We start from the raw sequence: 22,161 nt of genomic DNA, 5'->3' as shown, positions 1-22,161 counted from the left end.
ATGCACCTTAGCTTAATTGGTTGGTAGTATTTGGTTTTTTACCCAATTCCGAAATGCTTGAACTAATTCTAAATAATCCATTGTTTCCGCCTGTTGCAAAAACCCGACAATTTCTAAAATATGTACAGTGGGAAATGCTAAACTGCGATCGCACGAAACGTATGCTCTATTTTCTAATCTATTGATAATCAGGCGTTCGCCGTTATAAATCCAAACTTCCGGCACGCCGACATCAGCATAAACTTGCAAGCTATTTTCCGAGTAACTCGTGAGATCGAGTTCCACTACTAAATCAGGTGGCGGACTTTCCTTCGTGTCAATTCTTTTTATTCCTTTAATTGCAGATAAATTCTGGATGTAAAAACATTCATTTGGTTCTGCACTGCTGAGTTCTGGACGCTTAAAAGTTGTGGAACCGACGGCTGCAATGTTCAGTCCGAATTCTTCAGCCAGGGTTTCCACAAATCTGCCGATTATTGTTTTGTAAAATTGGTGTTCTGGTGAAGGTTCCAGAATCTCTAGATTGCCACCATTGTATTTCAGCCGCAGCGGCCGGTCAATGTATTCGGCGAGCAAGGTTTCGTAGGTTTGCCAACTGATACCCGATAACTGGATATTTTGGCCTGGCGAGGTGAGATTTTCAGCGGGCATAGTGGTATTTTGCTGAGTAGTTCGTAGGCGCAAGCCGGGGCGTAGCCATCGCACTTTTGGATTATACCATCAATTCGGGCGATCGCAGTAGCATCTTTACTAGACCTGAATTACAAAAATAATTCGGACGGGCTAGAAGCCCATCCCACAAGAAAAAAAATTGTGGGATGGGCTTCTAGCCCGTCCTGAAATTTGATTAACAGGACTTTTACAATCTTTTCTACTCACCCATCTGCGCCGGAAATACCGCAGATAAATCGAGAGACAAATCTGGGAAACCTGGAATTACCACAAACTCATTTGGCAAAACCACTCGTTTGACTCGATAATCGAAACCACCTCTTTGTTTCTGATAAGGTTCGCTGTGCATTTCCAGTTGAATATCTACCAAATTAAATATCCAATAATCAGCAATCCCAGATTCAGCGTAGAGAGATAACTTGGTTCTTCCATCGTAATCCAAAGTAGAATCAGAAACTTCAATCACCAACAAAATATCAGCAATTAGAGGGTGAGATGATACATAATCATCAAAGCGATTGCGTGCAATCACTACATCAGGTTCTGGTTCACTATCAGGAGGCAAAATTATCGGTTCCTGACCGCGCACGCAGGCACTTCTTGCCATAATCAGGCACAACTCTCCCAGCAATAGAGAGTTACAAGCCGAGTGAAACGTAGTTTTTTTAGCTTTTTTGATAATTTCTCCGCGAATCAATTCAAATCGGTTATCGAATTCAAAAAATCCCAGTTCTGCCAAACGGTGATATTCGGCGATCGAGAATCGTTTTGCTGTAGCGAAAGTCATAGCTTTTGTTATTCTATAATATGATTTTCGATTCAAGAATTGGCAATGAATAGAGTGCGGTAGCTCATAACAGTAATTGTCCGAAGAGTTTGTCGATGGCTGCGCCCCGGCTTGCGCCTACGCACTCCTCAGCTTCACTCACCCATCTGCGCCGGAAATACCGCAGATAAATCGAGAGACAACTCTGGGAAACCTGGAATTACCACAACCTCATTTGGCAAAACCACTCGTTTGACTCGATAATCGAAACCACCTCTTTGTTTCTGATAAGGTTCGCTGTGCATTTCCAGTTGAGGCTCTACCAAATTAAATATCCAATAATCTGCAATCCCAGATTCAGCGTAGAGAGATAACTTGGTTATCCGATCGTATTTCAAAGTAGAATCAGAAACTTCAATCACCAACAAAATATCAGCAGCTAGAGGGTGAGGAGATAAATAATTGTCAGAACGGCGGGCAATAACTAGATCGGGTTCTGGTTCGGTATCATCTGACAAAATAATCGGTTCCTGTACGCGCACGCGAGCGCGTCTTGCCAGTAAAATGATTAACTCCTCAACTAAAAGAGTATTACAAACCGAGTGAAGCCTACCTTTAGCAGCCATTTTGATAATTTCTCCGCGAATCAATTCAAATCGGTTATCGGATTCAAAAAATCCCAGTTCTGCCAAACGGTCATATTCGGCGATCGAGAATCGTTTTGCAGTTACGGCAGTCATAGCTTTTATTCCCCTCTACAATTACCAACATTCCTATTTTACTCGAAAATCCCGCCCCGCGTCGTCAACTCAACTTTGACCCCTTCCGAAATCCCCAAACAACCAACAAACCTCGCATTCTCCACTACCACATTTTTTAAATCAGCGCGGCTTAAATCTGCACCGTTTAAATTTGCACCGCTCAAATCAACACCGCTCAAGTCAGCATTTTTGAAATCAGTGTTTGTCAAATTCGCATTAACTAAAATTGCATTCGGTAAATAAGCACTGCTCAAATTAGCCCCGGTTAAATTTGCACCGGTTAAATTTGCCCTCGGCAGCTTGGTTCGCAAATCTGCACCGCTTAAATTGGCACTGCTGAGTTCAGCATCCCGCAAATTAGCATTGCACAAAGTAGCATCAATTAAAATAGCAGAACTCAGCAAAGCACCGCTGAGATCTGCCAAGGTCAAATCTGCACCTTGGAGGTTGGTTTCGCGTAAATCTGCACCGTTCAAATCAGCGTAGTTCAAGTCAAAATTCCTTAAATCAGCTCCGGCAAAATCTTCGACGGGATTCAAACCAACTGTTTCTGCAAGTTGGACAAAATCATGATGTTTGTCGGTTAAAAACAGTTCCCGCACGATCGCCAATTGCTGCTGTCGGTACTCGTCGGCTTTCTCGTAATCGGCTAAATATTTGTAAGCCAGCTTCAAACTCTTGAGAGCACTGCGCTCAACGCGATCGTCCTGGTGGGCGCGCGCCATCGACAATTGCTGCTGATAACACTCGATCGCATCGGGCAAATTTCCATTAGCATCGCAAGCCAGGGCCAAATTGCCCAAAGCTTCCAACTCTCCGCGAAAGTCGCCAGTCTCTCGCGCGATCGCCAAACGCTGCTGCTGGTAATCAATAGCACCAGAAAAATCTTCAAGGGCACAGCAAGCATTGCCCAGATTTCCCAAAGCATTTGCCTCGCCCCGGCGATCGCCAATTTCCCGCGCTAACACCAAATGCTGCTGATAACAGTCGATCGCGCGATCGTAATTCAAGAGCGCCTCGTAAGCCACGCCCATATTACCCAACGCTGCACCCGATCGGCGCTTATCGTCCATTGAGCGATACAGCGTCAGGGCTTCCTGCCAAGAATCCAGCGCCGCCTCAAATTGGTGCGCCTGATATTGCAAAATCCCTTGCTTGATTAGCTCGCTAGCTTGTTCGCTCATGCTGTCAAAATCACTTAATAACTCAAGTTGATATTAATCGACTTCCAGCGGTAATTGCTAATGGGTAATTGCTAATGGGTAATTGCTAATGGGTAATTGCTAATGGGTAATCGGCAATCAGTATGGCCAACTCTCGCCATTGTCCCCTCTCCCATTCTCCCCATTCAGACAAAAAAAGGAGAGTCACCTCAGTAACTCTCCCGACCATCAGGGTGCATCTCTGTAACATGATATAACATATTGAGAATGAGGGGCAAAGCCCAGTTTGTCAGGCTTTGATGAAAAAGTATAGCTGGCGCAACGATTTAAACCTTGCGGGCTGAAGATTGGCAGTTGCTTCAGGTATCTTCCTTCGTGACAAGCGTCCTCGCGGTTCCACAATTCGGGATTCTTCCAAGCAGAAACCGCTCATCAGTATTTTCACGTCCGTGCCCCACAAAAAAAGACAAAAAAAAAGAGAGAGCTACGGAAGTAACTCTCCCTGCCATCAGGGTGCATCTACATAACAGACTATAACACATTAGGGATGAGGGGTGACACCATCTTATATAAAATTTTCATGAAGAAGTATAGCTAGCCCAAACGCCTCAAACCTTTACATATCAAGATTGCCAGCTTCTTATTGTCTATTTCTGACTGTCTTTAGCATTTTCCTGCTGCGATTATTCGGCATTTGTCCAGCCAGAATCTTGCGATCCGTATTTTTACGACCGTAGTCACAAAAAAAAGACAAAAAAAGAGAGAGCTACGAAAGTAACTCTCTTTGCCATCAGGGTGCATCTACATAACACAATATAACACGACAGGACTGAGGGGTGATACCCCCAAATGTGAAGATATTGTCAAGAAATGTATACTTAATTGTAAAGTTACCATGAAGCGGGAAGGACGGGCTCAGGAAAAACCGATTGCCCGCTACTCTATCCGCTACACGATACCACGATTGAAACCTTCCAGAAACCGCTCATCCGTATTTTCACGTCCGTGTCCCACAAAAAAAAGACAAAAAAAAGAGAGAGCTACGGAAGTAACTCTCCTTGCCATCAGGGTGCATCTACATAACAGAATATAACACAACAGGCATGAGGGGTGATACCCCTAAATGTGAAGATATTGTCAAGAAATGTATACTTAATTGTAAAGTTACCATGAAGCGGGAAGGACGGGCTCAGGAAAAACCGATCGCCCGCCACTCTATCCGCTACACGACTCCTTTAACGACTGCTTAGGCTGGGCTGTTAAGCTTGGCTGCCAGCAACTCATTGGTCAATTTGGGATCTGCCCGGCCGCCTGTTTCTTTCATCACCTTGCCGACGAAAAAGCCCAGCAGCTTAGTTTTGCCAGCCCGGTACTGTTCGAGCTCCTTGGGATTGGCGGCCAACACTGCATCGATCGCGCGATCGATCGCCCCTGTATCAGAAATTTGAATCAAACCCTTGCTTTCAACCAACTTCTGAGGCGAACCGCCGTTTGCTAGTAACTCCGGCAAAATATCCTTAGCGATTTTGCCGCTGATCGTGCCAGCATCAATTAGCCCCAGCAGTTCGGCCAAATCCTGCGGTTGGAAAGGAATTTGTGCGATCGCCAGTTTCTCATTTTTCAGATAAGCAGTGATATCGCCCATCACCCAATTCGCAGCGCCTTTAGCCACAGCACCGGCGGCGATCGACTTTTCAAAATACTCAGCCACCGCTTTGTCGTCAGTCAAAACCCGCGCGTCGTAGGGAGAAAGACCTAGTTGAGTTTCGTAGCGGTATCGTTTTTCTGCTGGCAATTCCGGCAGTTGAGCTTTCCAATCGTGCAGTTGATCTGCCGAAACTTCGATCGGAGGCAAATCCGGTTCCGGGAAATAGCGGTAATCGCTCGCACCTTCCTTAATCCGCATACTGAAAGTACACTGCTTGTTTTCATCCCAAAGCCGCGTTTCTTGGATGATGGTTTCGCCATTTTCGATCGCTTGAATTTGCCGCTCGATCTCGTAATCGATCGCCCGTTCGATCGCATTAAAAGAGTTCATATTTTTAATTTCCACCTTCGTGCCGAACTCTTTTCTGCCAACGGGGCGCACCGAAATATTCACGTCGCAGCGCAGGGAACCTTCCTGCATATTCCCGTCGCCGACACCGATATAACGCACGATCCGGCGCAATTCTTGACCGTACTCGGCAGCTTCCGCGCCCGTTCGCAAATCCGGTTCCGAAACAATTTCGATTAAAGGCACGCCGGCGCGGTTGTAATCTACCATTGAATAAGTAGAACCGCTGAGGCGATCGCTACCGCCGTGAACCAATTTCCCTGCATCTTCCTCCATGTGCAAGCGAGTGATTCCGATTTTTTTTCTAGTAGAATTGCCTGTCTCGTCCACCAGTTCAATTTCTATTGAACCGTTAGTAGCGATCGGCAAATCGAACTGAGAAATTTGATAATTTTTTGGCAAATCGGGATAGAAATATTGCTTGCGGTCAAACTTACTATAAGGTGCAATTTGACAGTTGAGAGCTAGCCCTGCCTTCACTGCATACTCCAGCACTTTTTGATTTAATACTGGCAACACTCCAGGCATCCCCATACAAATTGGGTCAATGTTAGTATTTGGAGCATTACCAAATTCTGTAGAAGAGCTGGAGAAAATTTTAGTATTCGTACTCAATTGACAGTGAGTTTCGAGACCGATAACAGCTTCGTACTGAGTTTTAACTGATGTAGCAGCAGTCATAAGAGACCTATAAAGACCGGGCTAGAAGCCCATCCCACAAAAATCTTTTTTCTTGTGGGATGGGCTTCTAGCCCGTCCCAAAATTTGGTTAAAAGGATTTTTGCAAGAGGTCTATTATATTTTAGCTGTTTATTGACGAAACCGACTTGGGAGTATTTGTCGGCTAGGGACGGTTTTCACTTCACACCGGCAGAGTTCGCAAACAAGATCGATCGACCATTTGGGCCACTGGTGGCTAATAATTGACTTCCCTGGGTTAGTTTTCCCCCGCCGCGCTCTTCTTGCTGGCGATCGGCACACCCAATGCTCTACTACGGATGCGCGATCGGCTCGCGCACAGATCTGCCTCAGTATTATTTCGACGCCACGGGAACACAATCCTGTGCAAAAATATACAGAGCAGAGTGCGCCCGTACTTGGGTGAGGAGAGTTTTGGGGCGATCGATCGCAAGTGCCGATCTGCACGCTAAACCTATACCTGCCGTCTTTAATAGCACCGCCGCCACTCAAAATCGGCGCCACGCACAAATTAAAAAGTAAAAATGTATAATTTAACAATAAACTACACATTTTTAATTGTTAAAGTTTAATTTAAAAGTCTCAACCTAACACTTGCTTAACTGTCAAAAATATGCCTGAAATTCCAGTGGAAAGTGCCGCACTGTTTCAGAACAGCATCACTGAGCTAGAGGAGGTGGAATCAGCCCTCGAACTCGCTTGGAACGAACTCGAAAAACAAACAGCAGAAACCATTGCTCAGATAGCCAAAGCCGACGTAGCAAATGCACAGGAAATCAGCGAGCGCTTTGTCGCAGCCAAGGAACTCCGCCAGCAACTTCAAACCAAAATAAAACAAGCCAACTCGCAGCGGGAATTTCACCTAGAAAACTCGCCAATGGCAGTTCTAGAGTGGGATAGCGAACTGCGGGTAGTGCGGTGGTCGCCAATGGCCGAACAAATATTTGGCTGGAGTGCAGCAGAAATAATCGGCCAATACTGGCACGAATGCTCAATAATTTATCCAGAAGACTTCGAGCAAGTCAGCGCTGCGGCAAATCAAATGTTTTACAGCAGAGAACCCCGCAACGTTTGCCGCAACCGCAACTCTACCAAAGATGGCTCAGTAATTTACTGCGAGTGGTACAATTCTGCACTGCTCGATGCAGAAGGAAAATTAGTTTCAATTCTGTCTTTTGCCACAGACATCACCGAACAGCACCGCACTCAAGAACAACTTCGCCAGCGCCAACAGGCCTTCAGCGCCCTAGCGGAAAATGCTACCGATATCATAGCGCGGTTCGATCGAGAACTGCGCCACCTTTACGTCAACAAAGAAGTCGAACGAGCCACCGGAAAACCCCCCTCAGAATTTATCGGCAAAAGCAACAAAGAATTAGGAATGTCCCCCCACATTTGCAACCTGTGGGACGAAGCGTGTGTCAAAGTTTGTCGCACCGGCAAACAAGAAACCATCGAATTTGACTTTCCCACTCCCGATGGGACAAAATACTATCAAAGTCGAGTAATTCCCGAATTTGCTGAGGACAATTCAGTAGAAACAGTTTTAAGCATCACCCGGGACATCACAGAAATCAAACAAGTCGAAGCTCAGTTGCGTCAAAGCGAAGCTAGGTTTAGGCGCGTAGTTAACTCTAATATTATCGGCATCTTTTTTTGGGAAATTAACGGTCAGATTACCGACGCAAATCAAGCTTTTTTAAACCTAGTAAAATACACAAGACACGATTTGCTTGAAAAAAAAATTAGCTGGCTAAAAATGACACCGCCAAAGTACCGCAGCCTAGACGAACAAAAACTTGCAGAAATGACAGTTACCACCACAGCTATTCCCTATGAAAAAGAATACATCTGCTCGGACGGCAGCCGCGTTCCGGTGCTGCTAGGCGCTGCATTTTTAGAAGGAAGCCAGGAAGTTGGGGTGAGTTTTGTGCTGGATTTGACACAGCGCAAACAAGCTGAATTAGAGCTGCAAAAACAGCAACAACTTTTAGAAAGCATTGTTACAACCCTCCCGAACTTTCTGTACATTTACGACACAGAAGCACAGCAAAATATCTATGCCAATGCAGCCGTCACAGCCATCCTGGGCTACACTCCCCAAGAAATGCAAGAGTTGGGTACAGAAGCTATTTCTAGCTTAGTTCACCCCGAGGATCTGCACAAGTTAAGTGCAAGTATGCAGTTGCTGGAAAACAGCACCAACCCTCACGCTACAAATGACACTGACTACAGAATCAAACACAAAAACGGCGAATGGCGGTGGGTGCACGATCGATCGACAATTTTCAAAAGAACCCCAGGGGGACAAATTCAGCAAATTATCGGTTCGATACTCGACATCAGCGATGCCGTGGCGGCAGCTACGCAACGCAAACAAGCCGAAGAATCCTTAAAAGAGCAAAACGAAGTGCTGCAAACAATCTTCGACAACGTGCCAGTCATGCTATCATTCTTGGGACATAGCGGTGAAATAGAGTGGGTAAACCGCTACTGGGAAAAAGTGCTGGGCTGGAGTTTTGCAGAACTCAAAAACTACGATATCTTTGCCGAATGCTACCCGCAGGCAGAATACCGCCAATACGTTTTGGATGAAATCCAAGCAGCAACTGAGAACTGGAAAGACTTCAAAACAACAGTTAGAGACGGGCGAATAATTGACACTACTTGGGCAAATATTCGTCTCTCCGACGGCCGACACATCGGCATCGGTCAAGATATCAGCGATCGCAAACGAGCCGAAGCAGAACTCAAACAGCTCTACGAAACTTTAGAAGTTCAAGTTGCCCAGCGTACCGCCGAACTTGAAACTTTTTTTGATGCTTTACCCGATCACATTTTTGTTGTAGAACGCGAAGATATGCGTCAGGTTTTTGTCAATCAACCTTTGGCAAAAATGGCAGGGTTCAACAGCCGAAAAGAAATGCAAGGAAAAACCGTGTCTGAGTGTTTTTCCCCTGAAGTTGTCACAAAATTTGTGCGTGAAAACTTGCTGGTATTTGAATCAGGTGAAACTCTACACTTGCAAGAAAAATTTGTATTGTCCGGCGATACTGTTTACTTCGACACTTTTAAAATTCCTCTCAGGAATCTCGATGGCGAGGTTTATGCTTTAATTGGCACTTCTCGCGATATCACTGAGTTGGTTGAGACAAAACAAGCTTTGTCGAAACGCACTGAGCAATTAGAGGCTGCTAATCAAGAATTAGAATCTTTTTGCTATTCTGTTTCCCACGATCTCCGCGCTCCTTTACGCCATATTTCAGGTTTTGTTAATGCTTTGAAACAACGCTTAGAATCAACTGAAATCTTGAACGATCCTAAAATCGTTCACTACATGGAAGTGATTGATGATAGCAGCCAAAAAATGAGTTTGTTGATTGACGGTTTACTCGCTCTTTCGCGGGTGGGCCGCACCGAGTTAGTGCAAATTCCGATCGATCTCACCCGCCTGGTGCAAACTGCGATTAAATTGACTAAACCCCGAACAGCCGGAGATCTGGGCCCAACTCCCGACAGCGTTGAATTTGCCGTCGGAGATTTGCCGACGGTGATGGGAGATCCCACCTTGCTGCAACAGGTGTTCAGCAACTTGATTAGCAACGCCGTCAAGTTCAGCCGCGGACGCACTCCGGCTACAATAGTTATTGATTCCTTACCTGATGGAACGATTTTTGTCAAGGATAACGGCGTGGGTTTTCCGATGGAATATGCCGATCGACTTTTTGGAGCCTTTGTGAGGCTGCATTCCCAGAGAGAATTTGAAGGTACGGGGATCGGTTTGGCGATCGTCGGGCGGATTATTCACCGCCACGGCGGCACGATTTGGGCAGAAAGCATACCTAGTCAAGGAGCCACGTTCTACTTTAAACTAGGCAAACAATCTCAAACAGCAATGTAGATTCGCAAGTGACCAGTATATAGCAGTTCTCAGAAAGATCGGGTACGCTTGGGTAATCGGGAAAAAGGTAATCGGCAATCACCGAAAAGCTTGCTGTTCAAAAGCTTTCTGGCACATTATTCATTACCTATTACCAGACATACGTCACTCTTCGCCTTCGATGCTATAGTAGTTCTTAATTTATAATTGAAAACTATTATACAGTTCAATAAGTAACAGTCGGTTCTGCCAGCCCTCCGTTGCACGTGCTAAATCAATGTCATCAAAACATCATTAATATTGCTAAAGCATTAAAAATCTAACTAAAAACAGTGATACAAACTTAACTATACTCAATTTAATAAATGAAATCTAGCCCAAAAACGAACAACAAATTTAATACTCCACAATACCGTATGTTAGATAGAACTCAGACAAACTATTTACTAAAAACAGTATCAGAATCAACGTTAAAATTGTTGATTGTCGAAGACATGGCGGAAGATCTGGAATTAATAGTGCTCGCGTTAGAAGCGGGGGGAGTAAATTTTAACTACGATACTGCCGAAACAGCAACAGAATGCAGACAACTGATCCACAATTGCAAGTACGACGCAGTGCTGTCAGATTACCGCCTCCCTGGGTTTAACGGTTTAGAAGTGTTGAAATTAATGCAGGAATTAGGGCAAGAAATACCATTTATTTTAGTAACGGGAAGTTTGGGAGAAGAAGCGGCAGTTGAGTGCATCAAAGCCGGCATGAACGATTTTGTATTAAAAGGGCGGCTGTTTAGGCTGCCAACAGTATTAGAACGATCGCTCCAAGAATACAAAATGCGCCGCCAGCAACAATTCGCGATCGCCCAAATTCAGCGGCAAGCGACTCGTGAGGCGATCGTCAACCGCATCATCCAAGCCATGCGCGAAACCCTGGTACTCGACGAAGTGCTGCAAACTACCGCAGATCAACTGCACGAATCTCTCGAAATCAGCGGCTGCGCGATCTTGCAGCCAGATGCTGAAGGCAGGATTGTAGTCCGCCATATCAGCAAAGCCGCAGAGAAACAAGGACTCATCGGGCTAAATTGCACATTTGCCCAACACTACCAAACCGAACTCGCGGCAGGAGAAGCCGTCGTCATCGAAGAGTTATCGGGCCTGTGCCCGTCCCTGCAAGCATCAGCAGAGTTTGTAGGGTTTCGCACCGTCACGATCGCACCGCTGCTTTACCGTCAGTCATTTTTGGGAGGAATTAGTATCTATCAGTGCGATCGCGATCGCTATTGGAGCGCCGAAGAACTGTCGCTACTCAAAGCGATCGCAGATCAATGTGCGATCGCAATCCACCAAGCCGAACTCTACCAACAAGCCCAAACCGAACTCGCAGAACGCAAACGCGCTGAAGCCGAAGTCCGCGGCATCCAGCAACAGCTAGCCACAATGGCAGCCAACATTCCCGGTTCAGTCTACCGCGCCGTGCTGCATCCAGACGGCACAACCTCCATGCCCTACATTAGTCCGGGGGTGCGCGAACTTACTGGGATCGGGCCAGAAGAAGCAATGGCGTACCCCGAACAGTTGACCAAAATCATCCATCCCGATGACAAAAGTTCCTATGACAGCAGCGTCGCAGCATCGAGTGCCAGTCTGTTGCCCTGCGATCGCCAGTACCGGATCCTGTTGAATTCAGGCCAAGTCAAGTGGGTGCAAGACAGCGCCAGATTTTCCAAAAACAAAAACGGGGACATCATTATAGACGGAGTAGCCCTTGATATCAGCGGACGCAAACAGGCAGAATCAGCCCTCAGACAAAGCGAACAGCGATTTCGATCGCTGATTGAAAACGCCACAGACATCACGATCATTCTCGACGCCGAGGGCATATTCCGCTACATCAGCCCTTCCGTCAAGCGAATTTTAGGCTACGCGCCCCACCAGGCGATCGGGCGCAGCGCCCTAGGGACTGTTCATCCCGACGACTGCGCGGCGATCGCCCAAACCCTCCACAAAGCCATTGAAAACCCCAAAACAAGCCAGTGCCCCCTGGAGTATAGAGTGCTCCACCGCAACGGTTCCTGGTGTTATGTAGAAGCTGTAGCCACCAATTTACTGCACGATCCGGCAGTCAAGGGCATCGTGATCAACTGCCACGACATCACTCAGCGCAAACTCGCCGAAGCACAATTGCTGCACGACGCTTTTCACGATGCCCTTACCGGATTGCCCAACCGATCGCTATTTAGCGATCGGCTGGAACACGCTCTGAGGCTAGCAAAACGGCGCAAAGACTACTTATTTGCCGTGCTGTTTCTCGATTTAGATCGATTTAAAGTAGTCAACGATTCCCTCGGCCATGCGATCGGCGATCAACTGCTAGTTGCGATCGCGCAGCGTCTAACAGCTTGTCTCAGAGTCGGAGATACAGTGGCCCGCCTCGGAGGAGACGAATTTGTGCTGTTACTCGAAGACATCGACGGCGTAAATGAAGCTACCAACATAGTCAACCGCTTGCAAAAGACAATCACCTCCCCCATCCTGCTAGACGGACACGAAGTCTTTATCACCGCCAGCATCGGCATTGCATTGAGCTCCGGCGAATACGAGGAACCGACAAGCCTGCTGCGCGATGCTGACACGGCCATGTATCGCGCCAAAGAACTCGGCAGAGCCCGACACGAAGTTTTCAATAGTTCCATGCACGCCCATGCTTTGAAGCTGTTGCAGCTAGAAAATGACCTGCGACGGGCGATCGAATCAATTAGAGACCCCGCTAGAGAAGAAGACTCTCCGCAATCAGCCCGATCGGGCTTACCTCCCTTATCCCTAACACCCCAGTTTATCATTCACTACCAGCCGATTATGTCGATCGCCCATAACACAATTATCGGTTTTGAGGCCCTGGTGCGGTGGCAGCATCCAGAACGAGGCTTAGTTTCGCCCAACGAATTTATTCCCATAGCCGAAGAAACCGGATTGATCGTACCGCTGGGCCGCTGGGTACTCCGCACAGCTTGCCAGCAAATCCGCCAGTGGCAGCAGCTATTTCAAAATAACCCGCCCTTAAGCGTCAGCGTCAACCTGTCAGTCAAACAGTTTTCTCAGCCAGATTTAATCGAATATATCGATCGAGTTCTCGAAGAAAGTCACCTCGACGGCAACAGTTTAAAGCTAGAAATTACCGAAAGCGTACTCATAGAAAATTCCGAATCAGTCACAGCCATGCTGGTGCAGCTTAGAGCCCGAAACATACACCTGTGCATCGACGACTTCGGCACCGGCTATTCATCACTCTCCTACCTGCACCGCTTCCCCACCAATACCTTAAAAATAGACCGATCCTTTGTCAGCAGGATGGGAGGCGACTTCGACCTCGGCAAAGGAGGCATCGACCCCACAGAAATTGTGCGATCGATCGTGACTTTATCCCACAATTTAGGAATGGATGTAGTAGCAGAAGGAGTCGAAGAAGCCTCGCAACTATCGATACTCAAAGGATTAAAATGCGAGTTCGCCCAGGGATTCTTTTTCTCAAAGCCAGTAGACTCTCAAACAGCAGCAGTCTTAATCCAGCAGCAAGCACAAAATTAGAATTTGCGAAGATTTAGTCTGTCACACAAAGGTCATTAAAAAAACACTGAACTTTGTGGATCCCATTTCGGCATAAAATCTTAAAATATTTTAAAGCTGTCCCTAACTGGCGTCATCCAAATCATTATGGCTATTGGCTACCTCGCCCTCGTTCTCCACGCCCACCTGCCCTTTGTCCGCCACCCCGAAAGCGACTACGTTTTAGAAGAAGAATGGCTGTTTGAGGCGATCGCCGAAACCTACATTCCCCTGCTGCAAGTCTTTGAAGGGCTAAAGCGCGACGGCATCGACTTTAAAATTACCATGAGCATGACACCGCCCTTGGTAGCCATGCTGCGCGACCCCTTGCTGCAAGACCGTTTCGACGACCACTTAGCAAAACTCGAAGAACTAGCCGAACTCGAAATTGAACACAACAGCGACAACGGTCACGTTAGGTACTTAGCCGAACATTACACCGCCCACTTCTCCCAAGTTCGGAATTATTGGGAAAAGTTCGATCGAGATTTAGTCAAAGCCTTCAAACAATTTCAAGACAGCAACAACCTTGAAATCATGACCTGCGGGGCCACCCACGGCTACCTACCGCTGATGAAAATGTACCCCGAAGCAGTTTGGGCGCAAATACAAGTAGCCTGCGAAAGCTACGAACAAAACTTCGGCCGCCGCCCAAAAGGCATTTGGCTGCCCGAATGCGCCTACTACGAAGGCTTAGAGAGGATGTTAGCCGACGCCGGCCTCCGCTACTTCCTCACAGACGGTCACGGCATCCTCTACGCCCGCCCGCGTCCCCGCTACGGTAGCTACGCCCCAATTTTCACCGAATGCGGAGTAGCAGCATTCGGTCGGGATCACGAATCATCCCAGCAAGTTTGGTCATCCGAAGTCGGCTATCCGGGCGCCGCCGAATACCGCGAATTTTACAAAGATTTAGGTTGGGAAGCCGAATACGACTACATCAAACCCTACATCATGCCCAACGGCCAGCGCAAAAACACCGGGATTAAATATCACAAAATCACCGGTCGCGGATTGGGTTTAGGCGACAAACAGTTATACGATCCGTATTGGGCGCGGGAAAAAGCAGCCGAACACGCCAGCAACTTTGCCTTTAATCGCGAACGCCAAGTCGAGCACCTCAACGGCATCATGCAGCGTCCTCCGATTATCGTTTCACCTTACGACGCCGAACTTTTCGGTCACTGGTGGTACGAAGGGCCTTGGTTCTTAGACTACCTGTTCCGCAAGAGTTGGTACGACCAAAATACCTACGAAATGACGCACTTAGCCGATTATTTGCGCGGAAATCCGACTCAGCAAGTATGCCGTCCGTCCCAGTCTAGCTGGGGTTTCCGGGGTTTCCACGAATATTGGCTAAACGATACCAATGCTTGGATTTACCCGCACTTGCACAAAGCCGCGGAACGGATGATTGAATTGGGAAACATGGAAGCAGAGGATGAGTTGCAGTTGCGGGCTTTGAACCAAGCTGCGCGGGAAGTGTTGTTAGCTCAATCGTCTGACTGGGCATTTATCATGCGTACAGGGACGATGGTTCCCTATGCGGTGCGGCGGACGCGATCGCACTTAATGCGCTTCCACAAGCTGTACGATGAAGTCAAAGAAGGCAAAGTCGATTCCGGCTGGTTGGAGAAGGTTCAGGAGATAGACAACATCTTCCCCGAGATCAATTATCGCGTTTATCGATCGCTTTAAGCAAACTTCGAGCTAATTTCCCGCATAAAAAAACCCGCCAGTGCGGGTTTTTTTATTAAGTCTTAATTTACCCGCTCGTAGTAAGTCTTAGGGTGCGCCGCCATCAACAATATGTCGAGCAAATCGAACCATATAGTAGCAACGCACCATGCCAGGGGTGGCTTAACTAATATCATTTCTCTCAATTAGGACTTACGCACTGGTGGTCTGAAACCGGATTTTTTTACAAAAATTATTCTCTAGAGGCACAACTTTTGGGGAAAAACCTGTTTACTCGATCTAAAATGCGTAATTAGTGTCAATTTTTGATACTAAAAAATTAGTTTTAAGTGTGTTTACTCAACTATTTTTCAGGTCATCGCTGCTCAAAAAGTCGATTTTTATTGAAGATTTTTTATGTATCGGCACCCTAGGGCTTCAGACTACGTTTATCAACGTTAATCAGCCGTTTCCCTATCCATCAAAAAATTATGGGCGTTGCTGAATTTAGGTATGATTCAGTCGCTTAGGCAATCTCGGAAATGAGCGAGTAGGGGCAATTCATGAATTGCCCCTACTCGCTCATTTCCGAGGCAAATCATACTCCAAATCAGGAACGCCTAATTTTGTTCTCTAATTATACCGCGAATTTAGGAATACCAATTTGCTTACTTGTTCAGACGAAAAGAACATCAGGTTTGAGCGAACCAACTATACAATAAACAATCCTAATTTTTTATTGGTATTTAGAGGGTGGCAAAACTTGCGATCGCTTTTGGTAGTAGCAATAAAATGAAAATCATGTGGAAATTACGGATTCTAATCAGACCCCAAGTACGTTAAGATAATTTGTATGACAAACATAGTCAACCAAAAAACTCCCAAAAAGCTCCCAAAAAGCTCTCAGATATTGTGTAAAAAAGCACACTTTTAGATTGACTGTGGTATATTATAACATAATTCACTCACTAGATTTAATTTAACTAAATGCTTATGAGTATTAAGATTAACTACCAATTAATAGAAAAAATTAACCAAGGTTTGAATACAGTAGTTTATCGGGCTCAGAGGAAGCAAGATCGACAAGCTGTAATCATCAAAATTTTGAGAGCAGAATATCCTAATCTCGAAGAGATTATGCAATTGAGACATGAATACGAACTCTCTAGAAATCTCAATTTAGAAGGTATTGTCAAGCCCTACGGATTAGAAAATCATCGCAATGGTCTGGCATTGATATTAGAAGATTCAAAAGGAGAAGCACTCAAAAATTTTTTGAGCATTCACAAGTTTAAACTAAAAGATTTTTTATCAATCGCTATTCAGTTAGCAGATACTCTGGGTAAACTGCATGACAACCAAATTATTCATAAAGATATTAAACCAACAAATATCATCATCCATCCTGCCACCCTCCAAGTAAAAATTACTGACTTTAGTATTGCTACGCGATTGTCTAGATCGACCCAAACACTCAGCCATCCCAATTTACTAGAAGGCACAATTGCCTATATGTCACCAGAGCAAACTGGGCGGATGAATCGCTCAATTGACTACCGCACAGACTTCTACTCTTTAGGTATCACATTCTATGAAATGATGTGCGGTGAAGTGCCATTTAAAGCTACAGATCCAATGGAATTAGTTCACTGCCATATCGCTAAACAGCCTGTATCGCCCTGGAAGATTATATGTGCAAAAGAGCAAAATAGGCAAGTAGAAATTAGCAGCAATCACTCCAAATCTCAAATTCAAAATGGCGAGATTCTCAAAGCAATTTCTGACATTGTGATGAAATTAATAGCCAAGACTGCTGAAGATAGATATCAAAGTGGTTATGGCCTCAAGGCCGATCTAGAACAATGTCTAAATCAATTGCAGCAAAGTGGAAAAAATTGTAACTTTATTCCGGGCAAGTGTGATAAATCAGGTCATTTTCTGATCCCCCAAAAACTGTACGGACGAGAAACGCAAGTAGCCAATCTAATGGATGCTTTTGATAGAGTTAGTGCTGGAACAGCCGAGATGATGCTAGTTTCCGGTTACTCAGGAATAGGTAAATCATGCTTAGTTTATGAAATCCACAAACCCATTGTCAGAGCAAGGGGTTATTTTATCGCTGGTAAGTTCGATCAATTTAAACGCAATATTCCCTATGGAGCCTTGATTCAAGCTTTTGAAGAACTAATTCGACAATTGTTAACAGAAAGTTCTGAAAAAATAAATTTTTGGAAACAGGAGATTTTAAATAATTTAGGTCAAAATACTAGAGTCATAATTGACGTTATTCCCGAATTACAATTAATTGTTGGCGAGCAACCCGAAGTTACTCAACTAGGGGCAAGCGAATCACAAAACCGTTTCAATCATGTTTTTCAACAATTCATTCATATTTTTACCCAAAAAGCACATCCCCTAGTATTATTTTTAGATGATTTGCAGTGGGCAGATTCTGCTTCTTTGAAATTGATTCATGTGCTGCTAACTGACCGAGATAGCAAATATTTATTCGTGATTGGAGCATATCGAAATAACGAAGTCAGCCCAGCTCATCCGTTAATGCAGACCTTAGATAGTATTTATTCATCTGGATCGATCGTCAATAATATCATCCTTCAACCGTTGACATTTAATACCGTCAGTCAATTAGTTGCTGATACTTTGGGTGAAAGCTTCTTATCAGCAGCATCTCCTCTGACTTGCTTGTTCGATCAACAAGAACAACTTGAGGAAGAAAGTTTACTTGTAGGAAACGATGGATATGAAACACAAAGATGGCAATTACTAGCTGAGCTAGTTTTCAATAAAACTCAAGGAAATCCCTTTTTCTTAACTCAGCTACTCACTACCCTTTACGCAGAAAAGCTGTTGACATTCGACTTCAGCATTGGCAGATGGCAGTGGGACATGGGACAGATTCAAACTGTAGGAATCGCCGATTATAATGTCGTCGAACTCATCGCCAGAAACATTGAAAAACTACCTTCAGATACCCAGAAAGTTTTAAAGTTAGCAGCTTGTATTGGGAATCGATTTGATTTGGATGTTTTGGCAATAGTCAATGAAAAATCTATATCAGAAACGGCATCTGCTTTATGGGAGGGGCTTCAGACTGGTCTAATTTTGCCTTTGGGAGAAAGTGCTTGCAAAATACCGTTACTGTGCCAGAGTAATGAGTCCTTGGTAGTAGCCAATACTCAAGGAACCCAATTAGAAATTAATAATTACAAAGTTTCCTACAGATTTTTGCATGACCGAGTGCAGCAAGCAGCATATTCTCTGATTCCTACTGAGCAGCAAAAAGCTACGCACCTGAAAATTGGTCAACTCTTGTTACAGAATATGAATCCAGACATCCTAGAAGACAATATCTTTGATATTGTTAACCAGCTAAATGTCGGAGTGGAATTCCTTACCGAGCAAGAAGAAAAATATAACCTGGCTCACTTAAATTTAATAGCTGGTCGGAAAGCCAAAGCAGCGTCAGCTTATGAAGCTGCTGTCACACAACTAAGAGTAGGGTTAAAACTCTTAGCAGAAAACAGTTGGCAGACCAACTACAATCTGACACTATCACTCTATGTAGAAGCCGTAGAAGCGGAATATCTTAATACCAATTACGAAAGGTCAGCAACCCTGGCTGAAGTTGTTTTGCAAAAAGCAAACACTCTGCTCGAAAGAGTGAAGGTATACGAGCTCCAAATCCAGTTTTATATGGCTCAAAATCAGATGTTAAAAGCCATTGATACGGGTCTGCAAGTATTGGATATGCTGGGTGTTTCCTTGTCAAATGAAGTGGGCGACGGGGGTTTTGTTTTTGAGTTACCAAAGCTCAGCGACTTAGAAAATATCCCAGAAATGACAGACCCCTACAAAATAGCAGCTTTAAGGATAATGACATCCCTTGTTTCTCCTGCTGTCGCTGCTAATCCCGAAATTTTGCCCCTGCTTATAGTGAGCTTGGTTAAAATCTGCCTGGAACACGGCAACTCCCCTCTTAGTGCTGTTGCGTATGTCTCTTATAGTGTAATACTGTGTTCGGCAATCGGGGATATAGATGCCGGATATCATGCAGGCAACTTGGCTTTAAAGTTGTTGGATAAATTTAATGCGAACTCGCTTATATGTAAAGTACATCAAATATTTTATGGTTTGGTTATACATTGGAAAGCGCATGGTAAAGAAGCGTTGTTACCCTTACTCTCTGGGCTACAAAGTGGACTGGAAACTGGAGATATAGAATATGCTGGTTATTGTATTACTGTTTATTGCGCGAGCATATTTTTGACGGGGGAGCGATTAGACATTGTAGATCAGAAGCAAAGACAATATCTTGATTTGGCAATCAAGCTAAAACAAGACTATTCAATCTACTACATCAAAATATTCCACCAAATGACGCTAAATCTTGAAGATAGAAGTGGAGAAAAATGTCAGTTGATTGGCGAAAGTTTTAATGAAACACAAATGCTGCCTGTTTTTATTGAAAGTAACAATCGAACTTTGCTATATGTTTCCTATCTTGCCAAAACAATTCTTTCTTATCTATTTAAAGAACCTAAGAATGCTATTGCCAGCGCCAGTTTAGGCGCAGAACACGCAGGTAACGTCATGGGTATGGTAGTTTCTGCTCCTCATAACTTCTATTATTCCCTTGCTCTACTCGCTGTTTATCCTCAAGTTTCTCAGGCCGAACAACAACAATATATGAGCTTGGTAGAAGCTAATCAACAACAAATGCAGAAATGGGCATTCCATGCCCCCTTTAACTTCCAGCATAAGTACGAACTTGTGGAGGCCGAAAAAGCAAGGATTCAAGGGCAAATTGTAGAATCAATGGACTATTATGACCGAGCTATAACGGGAGCTAAAGAACAAGGATACATTCAGGAAGAAGCACTAGCTTCAGAACTAGCGGCAGAGTTTTATTTATCCCTGGGCAGAGACAAGTTTGCTCAAATTTATCTGACACAGGCTTACTATGGATATATTCGTTGGGGAGCCAATGCCAAAGTTAAAGATTTAGAGTCTAGATATCCTTTGGTATTTTCCGAGATTCTAAAGCGAGAATCCATAGGCCTAGAGATTAATAGGACAACAACATCGGTCGCAGGAGGAAATTCGGCGGTATTGGATTTGTCTACTGTCAACAAAGCATCTCTAGCCTTGGCTGAGGAAATAGTGCTGGATAAGTTGCTGAATAAGTTACTTAAAATTGTGATGGAAAATGCCGGAGCTACAAGTAGCTGCCTGATTCTAGAAAAAGATGGAAAGCTTTTGATAGAAGCTACAGGTGTTGTGGATAGTGATGCGGTTGTATTGTATTCAGACTCACCATTTGAAACAAGTGACAATCTTCCTATTTCTATGATTAATTATGTTCGCATTGCCAAAGAAAATATCGCATTAAATGATGCAGCAGTTTCAGGAATATTTATCAACGATCCTTACATCATCAAAACCAAGCCGAAGTCAATCTTGTCTATGCCTCTTATTAATCAAGGCAAACTAATTGGAATTATTTATTTAGAAAATAATCTGACAGTAGGTGCCTTTACAACGGAGAGGCTGGAATTGTTGAAGATACTTTCTTCACAGATAGCTATCTCCCTTAAAAATGCGATGCTCTATGGTAAATTGGAAGCCGCAACTCAAAAATTGAAAACAGCCAACGAGCAATTAGACGATTACAACCAAAGGCTGGAACAGAAAGTCGAAGCAAGGACGCTGGAGTTACAAGAAAAAAATAGACTTTTGAGAGAACAAGCAGTTGAGCTTGAACTTGCTTTACAGGAATTGCAAGCGACACAGACTCAACTAATTCAGACTGAAAAAATGTCAAGTCTGGGGCAATTGGTTGGTGGTATAGCTCACGAAATTAATAACCCGATTAACTTTATCTATGGCAATCTTACCCACTCTAGTGACTATGTCGATCACTTGCTGGGGTTGCTGAATCTTTACCAGCAGCAATTGCCTAATGCAACTCCTGAGATTCAAAACTATGCAGAAGATATTGATATCGAATTCATAATTTCAGATTTTCCTAGATTGATTGATTCGATGCAGGTAGGGGCAGAGCGCATTCGCCAGATTGTCTTGTCGCTACGGAATTTCTCGCGCTTGGATGAGGCTCAAATGAAACCAGTAGATATCCATGAAGGGATCGATAGCACTCTGCTGCTGTTACAAAATCAGCTACAAGCCAGCACCTCAAAATTAGGTATTGAAATTGTTAAAGAGTATGGAAAATTGCCTAGGGTAGAGTGTTACCCCGGCTTTTTGAACCAAGTATTTATGAATATACTCAACAATGCGATTGATGCGATTGAAGAGTCATTTGCGGTTTGTCCCACAGTAGCTGCACAGAAAAAAGAATTTGTGACGCATAATAAAGGAAAAATTTGCATTCGCACCAGAGTCGTAAACCGTAATAAAGTGGAGATATCTATTGCGGACAATGGAGCGGGGATGACTGAGGAAGTATGTCGAAAAATTTTCGATCCTTTCTTTACTACGAAACCTGTGGGATCGGGTACTGGTTTGGGGTTAGCTATTAGCTATCAAATTGTGGTGGAAAAACATCAGGGGAGCTTAACTTGTATTTCAGCACGAGGTAAGGGAGCGGATTTCGTGATTGAGATTCCTATTCAGCAGAAAATTTAATAAGGAGAAGGTAGCAGGTATAATTTTTCTGAAAATTTGATAGTTAAAAATTATTCTATATTTTCGTCTTTCGATTATTGGCAATACCCTTTTTCAAGGGTTTTGCTACATCAGTCATGGACGCAAGTTTCACATTAAAGAAAGGTACGTTGTTGCGCTTGAGCGCTCTCATGTATCAACTAGAGCGCTCAAGCGCAACAACGTACCTAATTTTCG

General features: G+C 44.5%; 10 protein-coding genes. 5 read left to right on the top strand and 5 right to left on the bottom strand.

What is annotated here, in order from left to right; genetic code table 11:
* Nucleotides 1-12: 12 nt before the first annotated feature.
* The 5 genes from JGK22_RS02495 to gatB all read right to left on the bottom strand — a co-directional run bounded on the left by JGK22_RS02495 (nucleotide 13) and on the right by gatB (nucleotide 6,099).
* Nucleotides 13-651 (bottom strand): Uma2 family endonuclease, encoded by a 639-nt coding sequence (locus JGK22_RS02495; protein WP_293199141.1) that lies wholly within the window; start codon nucleotides 649-651, stop codon nucleotides 13-15.
* Nucleotides 652-871: 220 nt separating this feature from the next.
* Nucleotides 872-1,459 (bottom strand): Uma2 family endonuclease, encoded by a 588-nt coding sequence (locus JGK22_RS02490; RefSeq protein ID WP_293312260.1) that lies wholly within the window; start codon nucleotides 1,457-1,459, stop codon nucleotides 872-874.
* 134 nt (nucleotides 1,460-1,593) lie between these two features.
* Complete coding sequence (locus JGK22_RS02485; RefSeq protein WP_293312258.1) at nucleotides 1,594-2,178, bottom strand: Uma2 family endonuclease; 585 nt, start codon at nucleotides 2,176-2,178, stop codon at nucleotides 1,594-1,596.
* Nucleotides 2,179-2,216: 38 nt separating this feature from the next.
* Complete coding sequence (locus tag JGK22_RS02480; RefSeq protein ID WP_293179886.1) at nucleotides 2,217-3,383, bottom strand: pentapeptide repeat-containing protein; 1,167 nt, start codon at nucleotides 3,381-3,383, stop codon at nucleotides 2,217-2,219.
* 1,225 nt (nucleotides 3,384-4,608) lie between these two features.
* Nucleotides 4,609-6,099 (bottom strand): Asp-tRNA(Asn)/Glu-tRNA(Gln) amidotransferase subunit GatB, encoded by a 1,491-nt coding sequence (gene gatB / locus JGK22_RS02475; RefSeq protein WP_293190915.1) that lies wholly within the window; start codon nucleotides 6,097-6,099, stop codon nucleotides 4,609-4,611.
* 303 nt (nucleotides 6,100-6,402) lie between these two features.
* On the opposite strand from gatB, the gene JGK22_RS02470 reads away from it, so the two are divergent.
* The 5 genes from JGK22_RS02470 (at nucleotide 6,403) to JGK22_RS02450 (ending at nucleotide 21,945) form a co-directional block, all read left to right on the top strand.
* A complete protein-coding gene (locus tag JGK22_RS02470) occupies nucleotides 6,403-6,639 on the top strand; it encodes a hypothetical protein (protein WP_293179892.1) in 237 nt (78 codons plus the stop codon).
* Between the two features lie 91 nt (nucleotides 6,640-6,730).
* On the top strand, nucleotides 6,731-10,018 hold the full coding sequence (locus tag JGK22_RS02465) for a PAS domain S-box protein (RefSeq protein ID WP_293312256.1): 3,288 nt from the start codon (nucleotides 6,731-6,733) through the stop codon (nucleotides 10,016-10,018).
* Nucleotides 10,019-10,413: 395 nt separating this feature from the next.
* On the top strand, nucleotides 10,414-13,584 hold the full coding sequence (locus JGK22_RS02460; protein WP_293219395.1) for an EAL domain-containing protein: 3,171 nt from the start codon (nucleotides 10,414-10,416) through the stop codon (nucleotides 13,582-13,584).
* A gap of 126 nt (nucleotides 13,585-13,710) precedes the next feature.
* Nucleotides 13,711-15,300: a glycoside hydrolase family 57 protein gene (locus JGK22_RS02455; RefSeq protein WP_293179901.1), complete on the top strand. Its 1,590-nt coding sequence runs from the start codon at nucleotides 13,711-13,713 to the stop codon at nucleotides 15,298-15,300.
* Nucleotides 15,301-16,272: 972 nt separating this feature from the next.
* On the top strand, nucleotides 16,273-21,945 hold the full coding sequence (locus tag JGK22_RS02450) for an ATP-binding sensor histidine kinase (protein ID WP_293312254.1): 5,673 nt from the start codon (nucleotides 16,273-16,275) through the stop codon (nucleotides 21,943-21,945).
* Nucleotides 21,946-22,161: the final 216 nt, after the last annotated feature.

Origin of the sequence: Microcoleus sp. PH2017_08_TRC_O_A, from assembly GCF_020738665.1 — a bacterium.
Classification (GTDB): Bacteria; Cyanobacteriota; Cyanobacteriia; order Cyanobacteriales; family Microcoleaceae; genus Microcoleus.
Note: the sequence above shows the minus strand (reverse complement) of the source record. Positions and strands in the feature narration are given on the sequence as shown.

Bases quoted from the DNA above. Each gene is read 5' to 3' on its own strand.
- JGK22_RS02460 (WP_293219395.1), top strand. From the start codon at position 10,414: ATGTTAGATAGAACTCAGACAAACTATTTACTAAAAACAGTATCAGAA.
- JGK22_RS02450 (WP_293312254.1), top strand. From the start codon at position 16,273: ATGAGTATTAAGATTAACTACCAATTAATAGAAAAAATTAACCAAGGT.
- JGK22_RS02465 (WP_293312256.1), top strand. From the start codon at position 6,731: ATGCCTGAAATTCCAGTGGAAAGTGCCGCACTGTTTCAGAACAGCATC.
- JGK22_RS02490 (WP_293312260.1), bottom strand. From the start codon at position 1,459: ATGACTTTCGCTACAGCAAAACGATTCTCGATCGCCGAATATCACCGT.
- JGK22_RS02485 (WP_293312258.1), bottom strand. From the start codon at position 2,178: ATGACTGCCGTAACTGCAAAACGATTCTCGATCGCCGAATATGACCGT.
- gatB (WP_293190915.1), bottom strand. From the start codon at position 6,099: ATGACTGCTGCTACATCAGTTAAAACTCAGTACGAAGCTGTTATCGGT.
- JGK22_RS02455 (WP_293179901.1), top strand. From the start codon at position 13,711: ATGGCTATTGGCTACCTCGCCCTCGTTCTCCACGCCCACCTGCCCTTT.
- JGK22_RS02495 (WP_293199141.1), bottom strand. From the start codon at position 651: ATGCCCGCTGAAAATCTCACCTCGCCAGGCCAAAATATCCAGTTATCG.
- JGK22_RS02470 (WP_293179892.1), top strand. From the start codon at position 6,403: ATGCTCTACTACGGATGCGCGATCGGCTCGCGCACAGATCTGCCTCAG.
- JGK22_RS02480 (WP_293179886.1), bottom strand. From the start codon at position 3,383: ATGAGCGAACAAGCTAGCGAGCTAATCAAGCAAGGGATTTTGCAATAT.